Annotated in this window: 14 protein-coding genes; 5 read left to right on the forward strand and 9 right to left on the reverse strand. The window is 70.5% G+C overall.

What is annotated here, in order from left to right:
• Nucleotides 1-27 precede the first annotated feature (27 nt).
• Genes OWM54_RS15240 through OWM54_RS15250 form a run of 3 tightly spaced genes read right to left on the reverse strand, consistent with a single transcriptional unit; the run spans nucleotide 28 to nucleotide 3,435 of the window.
• Nucleotides 28-945, reverse strand: a complete 918-nt coding sequence (locus OWM54_RS15240) for a glycosyltransferase family 2 protein (RefSeq protein WP_267697955.1) — start codon at nucleotides 943-945, stop codon at nucleotides 28-30.
• Between the two features lie 4 nt (nucleotides 946-949).
• A complete protein-coding gene (locus tag OWM54_RS15245; protein WP_223746124.1) occupies nucleotides 950-1,900 on the reverse strand; it encodes a glycosyltransferase family 2 protein in 951 nt (316 codons plus the stop codon).
• Nucleotides 1,901-1,917: 17 nt separating this feature from the next.
• Entirely contained in the window at nucleotides 1,918-3,435 is a 1,518-nt protein-coding gene (locus OWM54_RS15250) for an oligosaccharide flippase family protein (protein WP_267697956.1), read from the reverse strand.
• Nucleotides 3,436-3,670: 235 nt separating this feature from the next.
• Here OWM54_RS15250 and OWM54_RS15255 point away from each other — a divergent pair, with 235 nt between their 5' ends.
• From OWM54_RS15255 to OWM54_RS15265, 3 genes are read left to right on the forward strand one after another with little or no spacing between them, the layout of a single operon-like run.
• Entirely contained in the window at nucleotides 3,671-4,339 is a 669-nt protein-coding gene (locus OWM54_RS15255) for a class I SAM-dependent methyltransferase (protein WP_223746122.1), read from the forward strand.
• Between the two features lie 3 nt (nucleotides 4,340-4,342).
• On the forward strand, nucleotides 4,343-5,485 hold the full coding sequence (locus tag OWM54_RS15260) for a glycosyltransferase (protein WP_267697957.1): 1,143 nt from the start codon (nucleotides 4,343-4,345) through the stop codon (nucleotides 5,483-5,485).
• Between the two features lie 26 nt (nucleotides 5,486-5,511).
• Nucleotides 5,512-6,621 (forward strand): glycosyltransferase family 4 protein, encoded by a 1,110-nt coding sequence (locus OWM54_RS15265; RefSeq protein WP_267701133.1) that lies wholly within the window; start codon nucleotides 5,512-5,514, stop codon nucleotides 6,619-6,621.
• A 14-nt stretch (nucleotides 6,622-6,635) separates the two neighbouring features.
• Here OWM54_RS15265 and OWM54_RS15270 read toward each other — a convergent pair whose 3' ends face one another.
• Nucleotides 6,636-8,186: a serine/threonine-protein kinase gene (locus OWM54_RS15270; RefSeq protein WP_267697958.1), complete on the reverse strand. Its 1,551-nt coding sequence runs from the start codon at nucleotides 8,184-8,186 to the stop codon at nucleotides 6,636-6,638.
• Between the two features lie 287 nt (nucleotides 8,187-8,473).
• On the opposite strand from OWM54_RS15270, the gene OWM54_RS15275 reads away from it, so the two are divergent.
• Together OWM54_RS15275 and OWM54_RS15280 are read left to right on the forward strand one after the other, a co-directional pair.
• Entirely contained in the window at nucleotides 8,474-9,718 is a 1,245-nt protein-coding gene (locus OWM54_RS15275) for a glycosyltransferase family 4 protein (protein ID WP_267697959.1), read from the forward strand.
• A 46-nt stretch (nucleotides 9,719-9,764) separates the two neighbouring features.
• On the forward strand, nucleotides 9,765-10,913 hold the full coding sequence (locus OWM54_RS15280; protein WP_267697960.1) for a glycosyltransferase family 4 protein: 1,149 nt from the start codon (nucleotides 9,765-9,767) through the stop codon (nucleotides 10,911-10,913).
• Between the two features lie 5 nt (nucleotides 10,914-10,918).
• Here the strand turns inward: OWM54_RS15280 and OWM54_RS15285 are convergent, their stop codons facing one another.
• From OWM54_RS15285 to OWM54_RS15305, 5 genes are read right to left on the reverse strand one after another with little or no spacing between them, the layout of a single operon-like run.
• Nucleotides 10,919-12,061 (reverse strand): glycosyltransferase family 4 protein, encoded by a 1,143-nt coding sequence (locus OWM54_RS15285; RefSeq protein ID WP_223783475.1) that lies wholly within the window; start codon nucleotides 12,059-12,061, stop codon nucleotides 10,919-10,921.
• Nucleotides 12,030-13,511 (reverse strand): O-antigen ligase family protein, encoded by a 1,482-nt coding sequence (locus OWM54_RS15290; RefSeq protein ID WP_267697961.1) that lies wholly within the window; start codon nucleotides 13,509-13,511, stop codon nucleotides 12,030-12,032. Before OWM54_RS15290 ends, OWM54_RS15285 begins: the two co-directional genes overlap by 32 nt.
• Nucleotides 13,508-14,632, reverse strand: a complete 1,125-nt coding sequence (locus OWM54_RS15295) for a glycosyltransferase (RefSeq protein ID WP_223746115.1) — start codon at nucleotides 14,630-14,632, stop codon at nucleotides 13,508-13,510. Before OWM54_RS15295 ends, OWM54_RS15290 begins: the two co-directional genes overlap by 4 nt.
• 9 nt (nucleotides 14,633-14,641) lie before the next feature.
• A complete protein-coding gene (locus OWM54_RS15300; protein WP_223783477.1) occupies nucleotides 14,642-15,901 on the reverse strand; it encodes a glycosyltransferase in 1,260 nt (419 codons plus the stop codon).
• Complete coding sequence (locus OWM54_RS15305; RefSeq protein ID WP_267697962.1) at nucleotides 15,898-18,090, reverse strand: GumC family protein; 2,193 nt, start codon at nucleotides 18,088-18,090, stop codon at nucleotides 15,898-15,900. The genes OWM54_RS15300 and OWM54_RS15305 overlap by 4 nt, the downstream gene beginning before the upstream one ends.
• Nucleotides 18,091-18,287 lie beyond the last annotated feature (197 nt).

The following is an 18,287-nucleotide window of genomic DNA, read 5'->3' on the forward strand; positions in this document are numbered from 1 at the left end:
GACAAGGCCCTGGCCGCTCGGCCGGACTCAGCGACGGCGCACGACGTGCGCCAGCCGCCTCACCGCCACCTTGGGCAGGAACCCCAACAGATAGCGCCACCGGGGAACCTCCCGATGGAACGGCAGCCCCCGCCAGTACAAGTCCAGCGCGAGGTCCATCCGCTGGTGGTCCACCATCACGTGTGACACGTGCCGCGTGGCGTACAGCAACATCTCCAGCCGCTCGCGCCTGCGCTCAGGGCCTCCGGGATAGCGGCCCAGTCGCTCCTGCATCAACTGGTACGCCATGCCCTGATGCGCCGCCTCCAGCATCGTCGACTCGGAGCCGTGGTGCTGGCGATAGCCCACCATCACCGGCGAGCGCACCCACGCGAAGCCCCGCTCCGTCCCCAACCGGAACAACAGGTCGTAGTCCTCCGCCACGATGCGCAGCGGCGTGAAGCCCTCCACCTTTCGCAGCGCCTCCGTCCGCACCGCCAGCACGCAGGCCGTGCGCGGCGTCCGGTCCAGGGCGCTCGCCAGATAGTCCGCGAACGGTGACGCGCGCACGGGCTCACGGACCACCCGCGCCAGCTCCGACTCGTCACGGAAGGTCACCGACGTGCCCATCACCACCGTCGGCTTCCCGTGCTCCTCAATGACCTGCCGATACGACGACAGCGTCCACGGGAACCACAGGTCGTCACTGTCCAGGAACACCACGTACTCGCCCCGGGCCGCCTCGATGCCCCGGTTGCGCGCGACTCCCGGTCCCGCGTTCACCTGCTGGAGCACCCTCACGCGCTCGCCCAGCCGCGACAGGACCTCCAGCGTGTCGTCCGTGGAGCCGTCGTCCACGACGAGCACCTCGTAGTCCCGCTCCTCCTGCGCGAACACCGACGCCAGCGTCCGCTCCAACAGCCGTGCCCGGTTGTACGTGGGGATGACGACGGAGAAGAAGGGCATGTCCTCAGACCCGCGTCCGCAGCCCCATCTCGGAGATGCGCAGGAACGTGGCGAGCTGCCGCCGATACTCCGTCAACTCCATGCGCCCTCGCAGCAACGTCTGCGTCAGCACCAGCGAGTTGTACGGCAACGTCCCCACCAGGATGGCGCGCAGCATCCACTCACGCATCCGACCGTGGTGCTTGCGGAAGTACGCCACCCGCGTGCGCCACAGCTCCACGCGCACCTTGTCCGGCCCCGTGGCCGAGGGACGGAACGAGCGGCTCGTCAGGTGCGTAATCACCGCCTCCGGACAGAAGGCCACCTCCCAGCCCGCCTTCCACGCCCGGACACACCAGTCCGTGTCCTCCGTGTTCCCCAGGGGTGACATCGCCTCGTCGAGCAGCCCCACCTCCGCCAGCGTCTCCTCGCGCACCACGATGCACGCGCCGAGCACCCAGTTCACCCGAGCATCCTCGTGCCCGTACTGCGCCGGGTCGATGTCCTTGCGCTTCAGGAAGTGCAACGGACGCGGCAGGAACACCAGGTCGAACAACTGCCCCGACAACGACATCGGACGGAAGGTGCAGTTCTGGATGGTGCCATCCGCGTTCAACAGCCGCGCGCCCGCCATCCCCACCCGCGGGTTCTCGTCCATGAACCGCACCAGCGAATCGAACGCCCCCTCGTGCACGATGGTGTCGTCATTGAAGATGCAGAAGTAGCGGCCCGACGCCTGCCGCAGCACCTGGTTGTGGTTGGCGGAGAACCCCTTGCGCGCGGTGTTGAAGAGCCAGCGCACCTGCGGAAAGTCGCGCCGCATCGCCTCCACGCCCCGGCCGTCCGTGGCGTTGTCCACCACCCACACCTCGAAGGTGCACTCGCGCGTCGTCGCGTACAGCGTCCGCAGGCAGTCGTGCAGCAGCTCCGGGTTGCTGTGATTGACGATGGAGATGATCAGGTCGGGCTTCGACATCGAATGCCTCACGTCCTTCATGACGCCGGGCTCGCCGGCGCGGACCGGGCCGCGCGTCGCGCCCGGACGAACTCGATGATGTCTCGCACCTCGCCCACCATGGAACGCAGCCCCGGGAGCCACTCACGCGCGAGGACGAGCAACAGGAACGACACCCCGCCCACGCCCCACCGCGCCCAATCTCCCTCAGGGCCCCATTTCAGCGCCACCAGCGCGGACACCGCCAGCAGGAGCCCCACCGAGACCAGCGGCTCCACCACCTGCCACATCAACCCTCGCAGCCCCGGGTTCAGGTGCGACACCCGCCACGCCGTCACCCCGACCTCGAGCATCGACACCACCAGGCCCACCGGGCCGATTCCCTCCAGCCCCCAGCGATGGATGGCCCAGGTGCCGAGACTCCACTTCGCCACGCCGATGCCCACCACCACCGCGAAGCGCTCCCAGGGCCGACCACCCGCGTTCTGCGCCGTGGCCAACAGCCCCGTGAGCGTGATGAGCAGACACTCCAGCGTGAACCACTGCACCAGCGGCACCGCGGCAATCCAGCGCTGCCCGAAGAACAGCGGCACCAACACCGGCATCCCCAGCACCGCTACCGGCAACGTCAGGAGCAGCGCCGCGGACAGTCGTCGCAACGAGGTCTTCAGGTACTCCGCGAACCCGCTCGGGTCATCCTGCATCCGGCAGTACGCGGGGAAGGCCACACGGTTGAGGACCACGCTCAGCATCATCGGCGTGGAGGCGAGCGCCCAGGCCCAGTTCACCAACCCCACCACGTCCTTGCCCAGCACCTGCCCCACCACCAAGGGCACCCAGCCCGCGACCAGCGCCGCCACCAGCGGAGGCAGTTGGAACGCCAGCCCGTATCCCAGCAGCCGCTTCAACACGTCCCGCTTGAAAGTCCCGCTCGGACGCCACGGGGACGCCCACGCGATGCAGACGAGCCCCACGGCGCCTCGGATGAGCGAGCCCACCACCAAGGCCCAGGCCCCCATCCCCGCCGCCGCCAGGGCCAGTGTGCCCGCCACCTGCGCCACGTTCTCCACCAGCTCCGCTCGCGCGATGGTCGGGAACGCGAGCTTCCGCTCCAACGCCATCAACGGAATCACGCGCAGCGACGACAGGAACAATCCCAGCGCCATGGCCCAGACCATCGGCACGGCTTCCGCGCCCAGCGCGTAGCCCTCGGTGAGCACGGGCGCCATCGCGCACACCGCGGCCACGATGACGGCGGTGAGGGCCTGGTGGCTCCAGAAGATGGTGAAGGTCTCGTCCTGGGTGGGCTCGTGCGACTGACGCACCAGCGCGGCGCTCAGGCCCAGGTCGCCCAGGAACACACCCAGCGAGCTGGCGTAGGCGACGATGCCGAACAGGCCGTAGTCCGAGGGGAACAGCAGCCGGGAGAGCGCCAGCGCGCTGATGACCCGCAGCCCTTGCGAGGCCACGGTGCGCAGCACGAGGACGACCATGCCCTTCAGGGCACGGGCCTTGACCTCGCCGGTGTTCACCTGGGGTGCCGCGGTCGCATTCATCGCAATGGGGGGCTGTCTGCTTCCGAGCCGCGGTGAGAAGGCCGGCCTGCGTGGACGGCACCCACCCGCGCTCGAGGCTCGAATGAGGGTTCGATGGTAGCGAGGCCCCTCTCCCCTCACAAGCGACACGCGCGTGTGCCGCGTGGGTCACCAGAGGACCAGGGCCCGCTCGGCCGCCAGGGTGCCGCACTCGTGGTTGCCACCCAGGAAGGCGCGAGGCTACGGTCCGCCCGCCATGTCACCGAGCCCATCCCTCTTCCAGTTCCTCAAGCGCGAGGTCCTCGTCGCCGAGCACGAGGTGTTCCACCGCACGCTGCGAGAGACGCTCGTGGGCACCTGCGACAGCGTGCTCGACATCGGCTGCGGCTCGGGCTCTCCCTTGAAGCACATCTCCCACGAGTTCTCGCGCACCGTGGGCGTCGATGGCTACACCGCGAGCATCGAGCGCAGCCGCGCCGCGGGCATCCATCAGGAATACCACCAGTTGGACCTGCTCCAGGTGGGGCAGCACTTCGCGCCCAAGAGCTTCGACGCGGTCATCGCGCTCGACGTCATCGAGCACTTCGACAAGCCCGAGGGCTATCGGCTGCTGGAGATGATGGAGTCGCTCGCACGCAAGCGCGTCGTCATCTTCACGCCCAACGGATTCCTGCCGCAGGACGAGTGGGACAACAACGTGCACCAGGTGCACCGCTCGGGTTGGGAGGTCTATGACTTCGAGCTGCGCGGCTACCGTGTCACCGGCATGAGCGGCCTGAAGCCGCTGCGCGGAGACTTCGCGCTGCCGCGCATCCGGCCCGCGCGCCTGGGCAGCCGCCTGTCCATCCTCACCGAGCCGCTGGCGACGCGTGTTCCGCAGCTCGCCTTCCAGCTCTTCGCCGTCCGCGACATGGAGGCCTCCTGAACCGTGGAGGCCCCCACGTGGCACCTGCTCACGGGTGAGTATCCGCCCCAGCCCGGCGGCGTCAGTGATTACACGGCCCTCGTCGCCCGGGGGCTCACGCTCCGAGGTCAGAGGGTCCACGTCTGGGCTCCCGGCGATGCGGGCACGCTCGACGAGCAGGGCGTCACCGTCCACCGCATTCCCGGGATCTTCACGCCGCCGGGATTGGTCCGCCTGACGCGTGAGCTGGACCGGTGTCCGGGGCCTCGGCGATTGTTGCTCCAGTACGTGCCGCATGCCTTCGGGATGAAGGCGATGAACGTGCCGTTCTGCGCCTGGTTCTCCTCGCGGGTGCGGGACGAGCGCTGGGTGTTCTTCCACGAGATTGTCTACCCGTGGAGTCTGGCTTCGCCCGTGCGCCATCAGGTGCTCGCGGGCGTCACCCGTGTGATGGCGCGGCTGGTGGCCCGGGACGCTCGGCGCATGTTCGTCTCCATTCCCACCTGGGCGGACCATCTGCCCTCCGCGATTCGCGGACGCGCGGAATGGAGGCCGGTTCCCAGCACGCTGCCCACGGAGGTGCCCGAGGACCTCGTGCGCAGGATGCGCGAGGAGTTGGGCGCGGGCCTCTGGCTGGGCCACTTCGGTACCTATGGGGCCGCGATTCGAGGGCCGCTCGAGACGGTGCTCGTGTCGCTGCTGCGCGCGGATGAGCGGCGGCGTTTCCTGCTGTTGGGTCGAGGCAGTCGGCACGTCGCGCGGGAGCTGGGCGAGCAGCATCCGGAGCTCGCCGCGCGAATCGTCGCACGAGAGGACCTCGCGCCCCTGCTGCTCGCTGCGCACCTGTCCGCGATGGACGTGTTGATTCAGCCCTACCCGGATGGGGTCAGCACCCGACGCACGTCCACCATGGCGGGACTGGCGCTGGGCCGCGCGCTCGTCACGCAGACGGGACTCCTGACGGAGCCGCTCTGGCGTGAGTCGGGCGCCGTCGCGCTCGCGGGGGATACGAGTCCCGGTGCGATGATTGAAGTCGCCGAACGGCTCCTCGCTCGGCCGGAGGAACACGTGGCGCTCGGTGAGCGCGCGGCTCGGCTGTATCGGGAGCGCTTCGCGCTGGAGCACACCGTGGAGACGCTCCTCTCGGATATCGGGAGTCGCTCGTGAAGACGTCACTCGAGCTCGCGGTGCTGATGGACCCTCGTGAGGAGGGCTGGCACAGCATGGACCTGGTGGGCGAGGCGCTCCTGGAGGAGCTCGCTGCACACCCTTCCGAAGTCTCCGCGCATGCGCTTCGTCCCCCCATCCCCTCCGTGGCGCGACGGATGCCGGGAGTGGGCGCGCGGAACGCCGCGTTCAATGTGGACCGGCTGCTGACCCGCTTCGGTCTCTACCCGGCTCGGGCGCTGCTCTCGCGGCCCTGGTTCGACGCCTTCCATGTCGTGGACCACAGCTATGCCCAGCTCGTCCACGCGCTCCCGGCTTCGCGCACGGGGGTCTACTGTCATGACCTGGATGCGTTCCGCTCCATCGTGGAGCCGCACCGTGAGCAACGGCCCGCGTGGTTCCGGCTCCTGGCGCGAGCGCAGCTCCGTGGACTCGAGCGCGCCGCCATCGTCTTCCACAACTCCCAGGCCGTTCGTGACGAGCTCCTCGCCCACGGACTCGTCGACCCCGCGCGCCTGGTCTGGGCGCCTCTCGGAACCTCGCCGGAGTACAGGCCCGAGCCCGTTCCCGGCGACCAGAGCGAACAGGTGCTCGCGTCCCTCGAGGGCCGTCCGTACCTGTTGCACGTCGGGAGCGCGATTCCGCGCAAGCGACTGGATGTCCTCTTCGAATTGTTCGCCGCGCTGCGTGCACGGCATCCAGACCTGCGGCTCGTTCAGCAAGGTGGCGCGCTGAATGCGGCGCAGCGAGAGCAGGTCGCTCGACTGGGGCTCGGCGATGCGCTCGTGCAGCCCCCCTTCCAGCCTCGCGCCACGCTCGCGGGACTGTACCGACACGCCCAGGCCGTGCTCATCACGAGCGAGGCCGAGGGCTTCGGCCTGCCCCTCATCGAGGCCCTCGCCTGCGGCGTCCCAGTGGTGGCGAGTGACTTGCCCGTGCTGCGCGAAGTGGGCGCGGACACGTGTCTCTACTGCCCTGTCGGCGACCTCGCTGCGTGGACGATGACCGTTGACGCGCTTCTCTCGGGGAAGCTGTCCCCGCCTCCACTAGACGCCCGCCTCGCTCGCGCTTCGCGCTTCACGTGGAAGGCTCACGGTCGAACCATCCTGGACGCGTATCAGCACCTCTTGCGCTGAAACCGACACACGGCTCACAGCGTGACGTGGTGCTCGATGAACGCGCCCGCGTGAATCTCCAGCGAGCCGCTGTACGTCGTCGCGGCATCCCGGCCCCGCACCTCCAGCCGATGGATGCCCTCGGGCAGCTCGAGCACGTAGCGCTCCCCGTGACTCTTCCCGTTCACGAGCACCTCCCTCAGCGGAGGTCCGCTCACCCTGAGCACCACGGTGCCCGTCCCTGGCACCTCGCTCACCAGCGCCGGAGTCGACTGGCGACGCATGGAGGCCGCTCGCGCCTGTGACAGGAACGCCCAGCCTCCGACCACCAGCACCAGCGCCAGCGCTCCGCCCATCCACCACTTGCGCGAACGCCGAGGACGCACCGTGCGGTGGTCCAACGCCGTCTGCTCCAGCAACATCGTGGGCGCTTCCACATTCGTGCGCTGGTCCGAATCCGCAGCCGGGGCGCGACGCTCAGGCACCCTCGCCCGCCGCACCTTCGCCTTGGGAGGCGCCTGCAACGGCGCCATGGAGAGCCGCGTGGCCCCTTCCGAGAAGCTCGCGAGGATGCCCTTCAGCTCCCGACGCACCGCCTCCGCCGACGCGGGCCGCGCCGAGGGAGCCTTCTCCAAGAGCCGCGCCACCAGCGCCGCCAGCGAGGCATTCACCTCCCGATAGCGCGACACGGGCGGAGGCGGCGTGCGGACATGCTGCAACACGATGCCCATCGCAGACTCCCCCTCGAAGGGCAGCCGCTTCGTGAGCATCTCGAAGGCCATCACCCCCACCGCGTACAGGTCCGTCTGCGGACTCACCTGCTGACCACAAGCCTGCTCCGGCGCGATGTACTCCGGCGTCCCCACCAACGCGTTGGCGTGCGTCTGCGGCGTGCTCCCGTACGGCGCCTCGCTGCGCTTGGCGATGCCGAAGTCGAGCACCTTCACCGACTCCGAGCCATCCCCCTCACGCACCAGGAACACGTTGCCGGGCTTGAGGTCGCGGTGGATGACGCCCACGCCGTGCGCCGCGCCCAGCGCGCTCAACAGCGCATCGAGAATGCGGATGACCTCCACCTCCAGCATCGGCGCGCGCTGGAGCAGCACCTCGTCCAACGGCGCACCGTCCAGGTACTCCATCACCAGGTACTGGCCCACGTCGGGGATGGTGCCGAAGCCGAAGATGTCGATGATGCCGCGATGACGGATGGCCGCCGCCGAGCGCGCCTCCGTGGCCAGGTCCCTGGCGCGACCGCCCTCGACGTAGTCCGGGCGGATCACCTTCACGGCCACCCGGCGACCGATGACGGCGTGCTCGCCCTCGTAGACGATGCCCATGCCGCCATGGCCGATGCGGCGCTTGATGAGGTAGTCGCCCACCTTCGTGCCCACGAGCACGTCGCGCGTGACGGAGTCCTCCCACGTCATGTCGCCCGCGGGAGCCTTCGCCACCAGCGGCCGCACGACCTCCGTGCGCGTCTGCCGGCCTCGCTTGAACGTGGCCTCATCCGTGTCGTCACGCGACTCGGAGCGGTACGCCCCCGCGCCAGCGGCGACACCCGCACGAAAGACCTCGCGCGGGCACACCGTCACTCCCGGCCTGTGGTTCGCACCACAGCGAGGACATTTACGCGCAGGACTCATCGTCGCTCGCATCATGGCCCGGCAAGCAGGCCGGAAGCCATCTCACCCGCGGGTCTCCCAACGGCTCGGAAAACACTTTTCTGGATTCACTTCTCTGGCTTGATTTCATTTCCAAGACATCGCGGCATCCCCATGAGTCCTTGACGGACTGTGACCCAGGGGTGCGGTCCCGCACGACTTCATGAACCCTCATTGACGCCCTCGAAGGGCTCTGCTTCGGTCCATCAGGCGTGCGCGTCCTCTTCCTCAATCCTGTAGGTATTGTCGGCGGCGCGGAGCGCGCGTTGCTCGATTTGATGTCCTGCCTGCGCGAGCTGGACGCGGGGCTGTCGCTCCACCTGTTCTCGGGGACAGAGGGGCCGCTGCTGGAGCAGGCCCTTCGGCTGGGCGTGGACGCGCGCTGCCTGCCACTGCCCTCGCGCCTGTCGAGCCTGGGGGACAGCGCGCTGCGCGGACAGAGCCTGGGAGATACGCTGCGCTTCGCGAGCAAGCTGCTCCCGGTGCCCGCCCTGCTCGCGAGCCACGGACACGTGCTGCGACGCGAGGTCTCTCGCCTGCGCCCGGACCTCATCCACTCCAACGGCATCAAGTCCCACCTGCTGAGTGCCGTCACTGCGGGCCTGCCGCTCCGGCGCGTCTGGCACGTCCACGACTTCCTCGGTGAGCGTCCCCTGGTGCGACGTGCGATGGGCGCCCTCGCACCACTGGCCTCGGCGGCCATCGCCAACTCGCGAGCCGTGGGAGACGACACCCGTGAGGTGCTCCCCAAGGTGCCCGTGCAGGTCGTCTACAACGGCGTGGACGTGAGCCGCTTCGCGCCGGACACGGGAGACACCGCCGACCTGGACGCGCTCGCGGGCCTGCCTCCCGCCCCGGTGGGGACGTCGCGCGTGGGACTCGTCGCCACCTATGCACGCTGGAAGGGCCAGGACCTCTTCCTGGAGGCCGCCGAGGCGCTGACGCGCGTGGAGCCGTCGCTGCCCGTGCGCTTCTATATCGTCGGCTCGCCGCTGTACCAGACGGCGGGCTCGCAGTTCTCTGAGGACGAGCTGCGTCGCCTCATCGCGCGGCGCAACCTCACCGGACGCGTTGGGCTGGTGCCCTTCCAGCCCGACTCCGCGCCCGTCTACCGCGCGCTGGACGTCTTCGTACACGCCAGCACGCGGCGCGAGCCCTTCGGTCTCACCATCGCGGAGGCCCTGGCCTGTGCCCGCCCCTCCATCGTCTCGCGCGCGAGCGGCGCGGCCGAGGCGCTCACCGATGGCGTGGACGCGCTCACGCTGGCGCCGAACGATGCCCATGCCCTGGCGGAGGCGCTGCGTCGGCTGCTGACGGACGCACCCCTGCGTGCCAGGTTGGGCGCCGCGGCCCGGAGCACCGCCGTGGAGCGCTTCTCCCGCCAGCGCTACGCCCACGAGATTCTCGCCGTGTACCGCGCGCTGCTGGGCGGACAGCCCGTCTCTCGCGCGGGTTGACCACCCCGAGGGGCTCTGGTTTCGTCCGCCGCTCACTGGAGCTTCCGTGCAGCGGCCTCGCAGACTCGTCACCGTCTCGCACTCGTACGTCGTCACCCTCAACCGGCGCCTCGCCAACGAGATGGCCCGCGTGGGAGGCGGCGCGTGGGACGTCACCGCCGTGGCGCCTCGCTTCTTCCATGGTGACCTGCGGCCCATCCACCTCCAGCCGGATTCCAACGAGCCCGCGAAGGTGGAGGGCGTGCGAGCCTTCCTCAGCCGCTCACCGCACGCGTTCCTCTACGGCCCCGAGCTGCGCGAGCACCTGCGGCGCGGCGTGGACCTGGTCCATGCCTGGGAGGAGCCCTTCGTCCTCGCGGGGCTCGAAGTCGCCCTGCTCACCCCGCGCCGCGTGCCCCTGGTCTTCAGCACCTTCCAGAACCTCTCCAAGCGCTACCCACCGCCCTTCGCGCAGACAGAGCGCTTCGTCGTCGGGCGCAGCGCCGGTTGGGTCGCGGGCGGGCAGACGGTGAAGGACAACCTGCTCGGCCGACCGGGCTATGCCGAGCGCCGCTCCTGCATCATCCCCATGGGCGTGGACACGGAGCTGTTCCGACCGGACCGCGCCTCGGGAGAGGCCGTGCGACGCGAGCTCGGGTGGAGCGCGGACGGTCCTCCTGTCATCGGCTACCTCGGACGCTTCGTCCCCGAGAAGGGCGTGTCGCTGCTGATGCGAGTGCTGGAGCAGCTCCGCACACCGTGGCGCGCGCTGTTCGCCGGGGGAGGCCCCCTGGAGGCGGAGCTGCGCGCCTGGGCCGCGCGCCACGAGGACCGCGTGCGCATCCTCACCGGCATACCCCACGAGGGCGTGCCGCGCGTGCTCAACGCCATGGATGTGCTCTGCGGCCCGAGCCAAACGATGCCTCGGTGGAAGGAGCAGTTCGGCCGCATGCTCGCGGAGGCCTTCGCGTGCGGCGTGCCCGTGCTCGCGAGCACCTCCGGCGAAATCCCCCACACCGTGGGCGACGCGGGACGACTGCTGCCGGAGGCGGATGACTCCGCGTGGGCTCGCGCGCTCTCGGACGTGCTGGAGAGCCCCGAGCTCCGGCGCGAGCTGTCCTCACGCGGCCGCGAGTGGGCCGTGCGGCGCTTCTCCTGGCCCGTCGTCGCTCGCGCCCACCTGGACTTCTTCGAAACGCTGCTCGAACGGCGCTGAGGCGTTCAGCCCTCGCGCTCCATCACCTGGACGATGCCGGCGGCCATGTCATCCCACGTCCACGCGCGCAGCCGCTCCGAGAAGGCCGCCACGTGGGGCGCCCACGCCGCCTCGTGCTCGCGCCATGACTCCAGCGCGCGCACCAGCCCGTCCACGTCATCAGGGTCATCCAGGAGCAGGCCGTCGAGCTCCGCCGGATAGCGCTCGGCCACGCCCGCCGAGCGGCTCACCAGCGCGGGCAGTCCCGAGCACAGCGCCTCGTGGACGCCCAGCCCGTAGGCCTCGTACCGCGTCGGGGACACCAGCAGGTCCGCCGCGGACAGCAGCGCGGGCACATCCCGTCGGAAGCCGAGGAACTCGATGCGCCGCTCCAGCCCTCGCGTGCGCGCCTCCTGCTCCCAGGCCTCGCGCTGCGCGCCCACGCCCACCACCTTCAGGTCCACGCCCCAGTCACCGTGCGCGTGCAGCCGCGCCCACGCGTGGAACAGGGAGTCGAAGCCCTTGCGACGGTCTCCCAGCGCGCCCACGAAGAGCGCCACGCGCCGCTCCTCCGGCCAGCCCAGCTCCGCGCGCGCCGCGCGTCGGGCCTCGGGCGACACCGGATGGAAGCGCTCCGAGTCGTTGCCGTAATAGACGACGTGCACCCGCGCCTCGGGAACCCCCGTGGCCGCCACCAGGTCCGCGCGTGTCCGCTTCGAGTTGGCCAGGATGACGTTCGAGCGCCACAGCGCCTTGCGCTCCTCGCTCACGAAGCGCGCGTGCCCCACCCGGCCCTTCACCTGACGCAGCACGCCGCCGACGTGCTCCGAGACATAGGCCCCATGCACGTAGTGCACCCAGTTGGCGCCAGGCACGACGCAGTTGCCGCCGTTGGCCAGCACCCGACCGCCCTCGGCGCGCGTGCGCAGCGCCCACGCCTTGCCCATCGCGGCCAGCAGCGGCTCGCCGAGCAGATAGGAGTTCGCGGGCTTGGGCACCTTCACGAAGCGCACGTTGGGGAAGCCGAGCAGCTCGTCCGCCACGCGGTGGGCCACCAGCCGCACGGGACCGCCCTGCTTCGCCAGCCAGTGCGCGAGCGCCAGGTTGGCGCGGTCCATTCCACCCGTGGCGACGAAATCACCGGCGATGAGCGTGTAGGGTCTTCGCATGCGTCCAGGCGCCGAAGAGCGCCGCGTTGAGCAACCAGAACTCCATGCCCACCTGGCTCATGAAGAACGGATAGCTGAAGGTCAGGGCCAGCGCGCCCAGGTTGTAGGCGAAGATGACGCTTCCCCACAGCCAGAACTCGTCGCCGGAGTCCTGGCGCCGCCGGGCCATCTGGAGCACCCACGCCATCGTCGCCAGGAGCGCCAGGGGGTAGAGCACCACCACCACGATGCCGCCGTCGTAGACCCACGCCGTCCACTGGATTTCGGCCCACAGGGGCGGCTGCGCCGGGTCGGAGTTGTCCCCGAAGTACGCGTTGGCCATGCCGTAGCGCCCCAGGCCCGCGCCCAGCGGATACTCCGGGAGGAAGTACTCGAAGGTGCCCTCGAGGAAGCGGCCCCGGTTGCTGTGATAGACCTCCTCCGGCTTCGCCTCGAACAGGCTGTCCCAGCGCTTCTGCACCGCGTCGCCGCCCACGGCCACGGCCCAGCCGAAGGCGAACACGCTCGCCATTCCCACCACCGCCATCAGCTTCGCCAGCCGCGCCACGCGGCCGGTGAGCACGAGCATGCCCGCCATCGCCGCCAGACAGACGCCCAGCGTCAGCGCAATCGCGCGCACCTGGCACAGGTAGAGGCAGAGCAGCCCCACCAGGATGCCCACGACGCTCAGCGCGCGCGACAGGCCCTTGCGCGAGGACAGGAGGAAGCCGCTGCCGAGCAGCACCGCGTAGAAGCCTCCCGTCGCCGCGCCGCCCGGCATGTCCGTCAGCCCCATGGGGCGGAAGACGCGCGCGCCGCTGGCGGTCTCGAACTCCAGGCTGCGCAGGTAGGAATCGCCCTGCGCCTGCACCGCGGCCGACATCGCCGGCTGGAAGCGGCCCGGGAAATAGACCTGGAGCACCCCCACCGAGGCGCTGGCCGTGTTGAAGAGGAACAACAGCGTGAGGGTGAGCCGGAAGACGCGCGAGTCGATGGACAGCCGCGTCACCCAGAACAGCGGCGCGATGATGGACAACTGGATGCCCAGTTGCACCACGCCGGCCATCGGGCTGACGGTGCCCGGGTGGAAGAAGTTGAGCGCGGTGATGGCCAGCGAGCCCACCACGAAGGGCACCGCCGGATGCCTCACTCCTCGTCCGGGGACGAGCACCAGCAGCGCCAGGCTCAACCCGAACGCCAGGATGCGCACCAGCACCCGCAGCGGCGCGATGGCCTCCACCAGCAGCGCGAGCTGACACGCGACGAGCACGCCGATGAACAGCGGCACCAGCCGGCTCGAGGACAAGAAGCCCGTGCGAGGCGCCGCGGGCGGGGCCTCCTTCGTTGGCGCCTGTGCTTGCCGTGGCGTCGCCACCTCCAGGGGCGCGCCCGGCGCGCGGCGCACGTACCTGCGCCCGAGCACACCAGGCCCCTGGAGCTGAGGCCGGGAGGACGGACGTGGCGCGCTCACGCCCCGACTCCCGACACGGCCACGCGCAGGTCCTCGTCCAGGCCGCGCAAGAAGACCTCCGGCGCACAGAGCGCCGCCGCGCGAGCGGGCCCACCCGCGCCCAGCTTGCGCCGCGCCTCCGCGTCCACCACCAGTCGCAGGAGCGCGGAGGACAGCGCGCCGGCCTCGGGCGCGACGAGCCGACCACACGTCTCGTCCACGATTTCCAGCGGCCCGCCCTGCGCCGTCGTCACCACGGGCAGCCCCGCCTGGAGCGCCTCCACGAAGGCCAGGCCGAAGGGCTCCGGCGACGTGTTGGGCTGGCAGTGCACGTCCGCCGCGCGCATCAACCGGGGCACGTCCGCACGCTGCCCCAGGAAGCGCACCCGTCCCTCCAAGCCGAGCGCTCGCGTCTGCGCGACCAATCCCTCCAGGTAGCGCGACTCCTCCTCGCGCTGAGCGCCCCCCGCCACCCACAGTCGCCAGCCCCGCGCCTCGCGCATGCGGCCCAGTGCCTCGAGCAGCAGCCGGTGTCCCTTCCACGCCTCCATCCGGCAGGCCTGGAGGATGACCACGTCATCGTCACTGGCGCCGAGTTCGGCTCGCAGCGCCGCGCGCTCCGAGGGCTCCGGAACCCGCGCTGGTGCCTGCACCAGGGGATGGCGCACCCGATGCGGAGCCCGGGGATACACGCTGCCAAGTGAACGGGCGGAGTACGCGCTGTTGGCGAGCACCAGGTCCGGCGAGGTGACACCGGCCCAGCGCTCCACCCAGTGCGCACCCGTCAAGGCATCGTGCTGGTAGAAGACCAGCGGCACACCGGCCGCGCGCGCCACGGGACCGAACACCGCCTGCGGCCACGCCGCGTGGCAGACGACCACCGCGTACCCGCCGGTCTTCAGCAACGCGCCCAGCGCCCGCCGGGCGCGCCACACCGTCCAGGGCCGCGCCACCCGCACGCTCCCCAACAGGTGGACCGCGGCGCCCGCCTCGCGCAGCTCCGTCGACAGCCGCCCCTCGAAGCACAGCGCGTACTCATGCGCCGTGCCCTCCGCGTGGCGCGAGGACGCCCGCGCCAGCGCGACGAGGAAGGACTCGATGCCTCCGTAGAGGTTGCCGCTGTAGACGTGCAGCGCGCGCATGCGGGCGTCTCAGGCCCTCCCCGTACCCGTGAGCGCGGGGACCTCGCTCGGGGCCTCCGTCATCTCCGGCACGGGACGACCGAGCGCCTCCGCGTAGAGCTTCAGGCTGCGCGTCGCCATCACGTCGTGCCGCAGCTCCGCCTCCGCGCGCTCCCTGGCCCCACGGCCCAGCCGCTCCGCCAGCCCCGGCTCCTCCACGAGCCGCCTCGCCGCACGCGCCAGCGCGTCCGCGTCCCCCACCGGCACCGTCAGGCCCGTCTCCTCGTGGCGGCTCACCCACGCGACGCCCGAGTGCGGAATCGCCGTGTTCAACACCGGCAGGCCGCTGGCCATCGCCTCCGCCTGCGACAGGCCATAGGCCTCGCTGCGCGCGTTGCTCGGGAACCAGAGCGCGGTGGCGGCGCGATAGGCCCCCATCAGCGAGGCCGGCGGCAGATAGCCCGCCCACGTCACGCGGGACTCCACGCCGAGCGCCTTCGCCCGGGCGCGGCCCTCCGCCTCCAGCGGCCCCACGCCCACCACCACCAGCCGCCCCGGCGCCTTCGCCAGGGCCTCCAGCGCGGTGAACAGTCCCTTGTAGTAGACGAGCCGCCCCACCATCAGCCACAGCGGCGTCCCCGCGAAGTCCTGACGCCAGCGCGCCTCGGCGGCGAGCACCTCCGCGGACGGCCGCAGGTACGGCTCCACGTCGATGCCGAGCGGCAACGCCCGCACCTTGCTCCGGAACAGCTTCAGCAGCGAGGAGCCCTCGATGTACGCCTCGCTGTCCGAGAAGATTCGCAGCGCGCGCGTGTAGAGCAGGAGCTCCAGCGGCCGGAACAGCGCGCCCGCGACCTTCTGCCGGATGACGTCGCTGTGGTGCGTGACGAACACGGCCGGCAGCCGGGGCATCATGTCCAGCGCCAGCAGCATCGTCGGGTTCGGCGCGTGCAGGTGCACCACATCCACGCCCTGGGCGAGCATCCGCCGCAGCGTCCCGGGCAGCTCCGGCAGCACGTCCATGCGCGCCACCGACGCGCGCCGCCCCAGCCTCACCACCCGCACCAGCCCGTCCCACTCCTCGAGCGTGGGGCTCTTCCCGTGGAACTCGTGGCTGGTGTTCCCCGAGTCGCGCGAGTGGTTGGCGCACAGCACCTCCACCCGCGCACCCTGCGCCGCCTGCGCGCGCGCCAGCGTCTGGACATGGCTCTCGATGCCGCCGGACGCCGGCGGATAGAACTTGCCCAGGTGCAACACCCGGAGGCCCGCTCCCGTCAGCGTGCCGCTCACGACTGCGCCACCCGGTCCTTGGGGTCCTCGGCGTACTGCCCGTAGCCCTGGTAGGCGATGTACGTGCCGCCATAGCCCGGGGCCTTGAGATCCACGTCGTTGAGGACGGCGCCGTACATGCGCGCCTGCACGTCCGCCAGCGAGCGCAGCGCGCGCTGCGCCGAGTCCCGGTTCGTCTTGCCCGCCTTGAGCACCAGCACCACGCCGTCACACTGCGTGGCCAGCACCGCCGCGTCCGCCACCGCGTTGAGCGGCGGGCTGTCCAACAGGACGCGGTCGAACTTCCCCGCCACCAGCTTGAGCAGGTCCGCGAACGCGCGCGTGTGCAGCAGCTCCGCCGGGTTCGGCGGCAAGGGGCCACACGGGAGCAGGAAGAGCCCGGGGACCTCGGTGCTCTTCACCGCGGCCTCCAGCGTCCCCTCGCCCACCACCAGCGAGGAGATGCCCAGGTCGTTCGGCACGCCGAAGGCCCGGTGCAGCCGGGGCCTGCGCATGTCCGTGTCCAGCAGCAGCACCCGGTTGCCGCTCTGGGCCATGGCCACGCCCAGGCTGATGGTCGTGGTGGACTTGCCCTCCTGCGGCCCGCTGGACGTGACGACCAGCGTCTTGAAGGGCGTGTCCGGCGACATGAAGAGCAGGTTGGTGCGGATGGCCCGACAGCATTCGGCCACCGACGACTTGGGCTCGCGGTGCACGAAGAGGTCGCGGTCCTTGGGCGGACGGTTGCCCTCGATGCGCGGCATCACGCCCAGGAACGCCAGCCCCAGCCGCCCCTCCACGTCCTCCTGCGAGGCCACCGTGTTCGACAGGAGGTCCAAGAGCAGCGCCACGCCCAGCCCCGTCAAGAGGCCGAGCACCACGCCCACCATCAGGTTGCGCTTCACGTGGGGCTTGACCGGCGCGAACTGCGGACGCGCCGGGTCCAGCACGCGCACGTTGCTGGTGCGAAGCAGGCCCGACAGCTCGATGTCCTTGAGCCGCTTGAGCACCAGCTCGTACAGGCGCTGGTTGTTGTCCGACTCGCGCTTGAGGCGGTCGTACTCGATGGACTTCTTGTTCACCTGGAAGGCCTCGGCCTTGGCCTCGTCGAGCAGCTTCACCAGGTTCTTGCGCTGCGCCTCCGCCTCCGACAGCTCCGTCTCCGCCAGGCGCACCACGTTGCGCAGGCTCTTGAGGAAGTCGGCTTGAATCACCGCGAGCTTGCCCTGGCACTCCAGGAGCTTGGGGTGCTCGGGCAGGTAGCGCTCGGCCAGCTCCGCGCACGCGACGCGCGCGTCGGTGTAGCTCTTGCGCAAGTCCTGGATGGGCCCGTCCTTCGCGCCCGGCAGCGCCTCCGCCCACGTCTCGTCGTCGGGGGACGCCTTGCGCAGCTTCTGGATGGCCTCCACGCGCGCCTGCAGCGCGGCGATGCGCGTGCTCACCTGGGTGAGGTTCAGGTTGTAGCTGTTGATGCGGTCGCTGACGATGCTCATCCGCGACTCGAGCGACGTGGACAGCATGTCCGCGTCCTTCTTGAAGTCGTAGACGGCCAGCTCGCTCGCCTTGGACGTGTTCTCCAGGTCCTCCAGCCGGCTCTCCAGCCAGCTGCGCGCGTCGTCCGTCATGCGCAGCTTGAGCGCCAGATTCTCCGCCATGTACGCGTTGGCGACCTCGTTGGCGAGCAGCGCCGCGCGCGCCGCGTCCAGGTCATCCACCGCGATGTTCATCACCCGCGAGTCCTTGGCGGGCAACACCCGGATGCGCGACTGGAGCAGCCCCACCGCGTCCGCGCCCTGCATCGCCTGCACGCGCGTCTTCTCATCCGAGATGTGCGCGACGCCCAGGTAGCTGGCGTCCGTGGACAGGCCCAGCTTGTCCACCACGCGGCTGGCCACCGCGCGCGAGGTGATGATCTCGCTCTGGGTGGCGTAGTACTCCTTGTTGAACCAGTAGTTGCTGCGCTCCTCGCCCATCACCTCCTTGACCTCGCCGTCGAGGAAGCGCGGCGCCGTCACGTCGATGATGAGGGAGGTGCTGGCGGAGAAGACCTTGGGCTGGCGCAGCGTGTAGACGGCCGACAGCGCCGCCACCACCACCGCCACGCCGAGCACGACCCACTTGCGCCGCCACAGCGCCCGCGCGCGGAGCATCAACCCCGCGGACGTCGGGCCACCGGTGCCACCGGCCGGGTCGAACACCGTTCCATCCACGTCTCGTCTCTCCTGGAGCCCTGGGGCGCCGCGCGGTGCGGCGGCGCCCGGCACCCGCCGGCCCCGACCTTCACCCACACCCATGGAAATCACCGTCGAGCGTGCCGTGTCCGCCCGGGGTTGTCCATCGTTCCGCCGCCGCCTGGAAGCCCCCCATCCCACCCTTCTTCGAGGCGGGGCCGCGCGCATCCGGGGCG

It is taken from the genome of Myxococcus sp. MISCRS1 (assembly GCF_026626605.1).
GTDB classification, from domain to species: domain Bacteria; phylum Myxococcota; class Myxococcia; order Myxococcales; family Myxococcaceae; genus Myxococcus; species Myxococcus fulvus.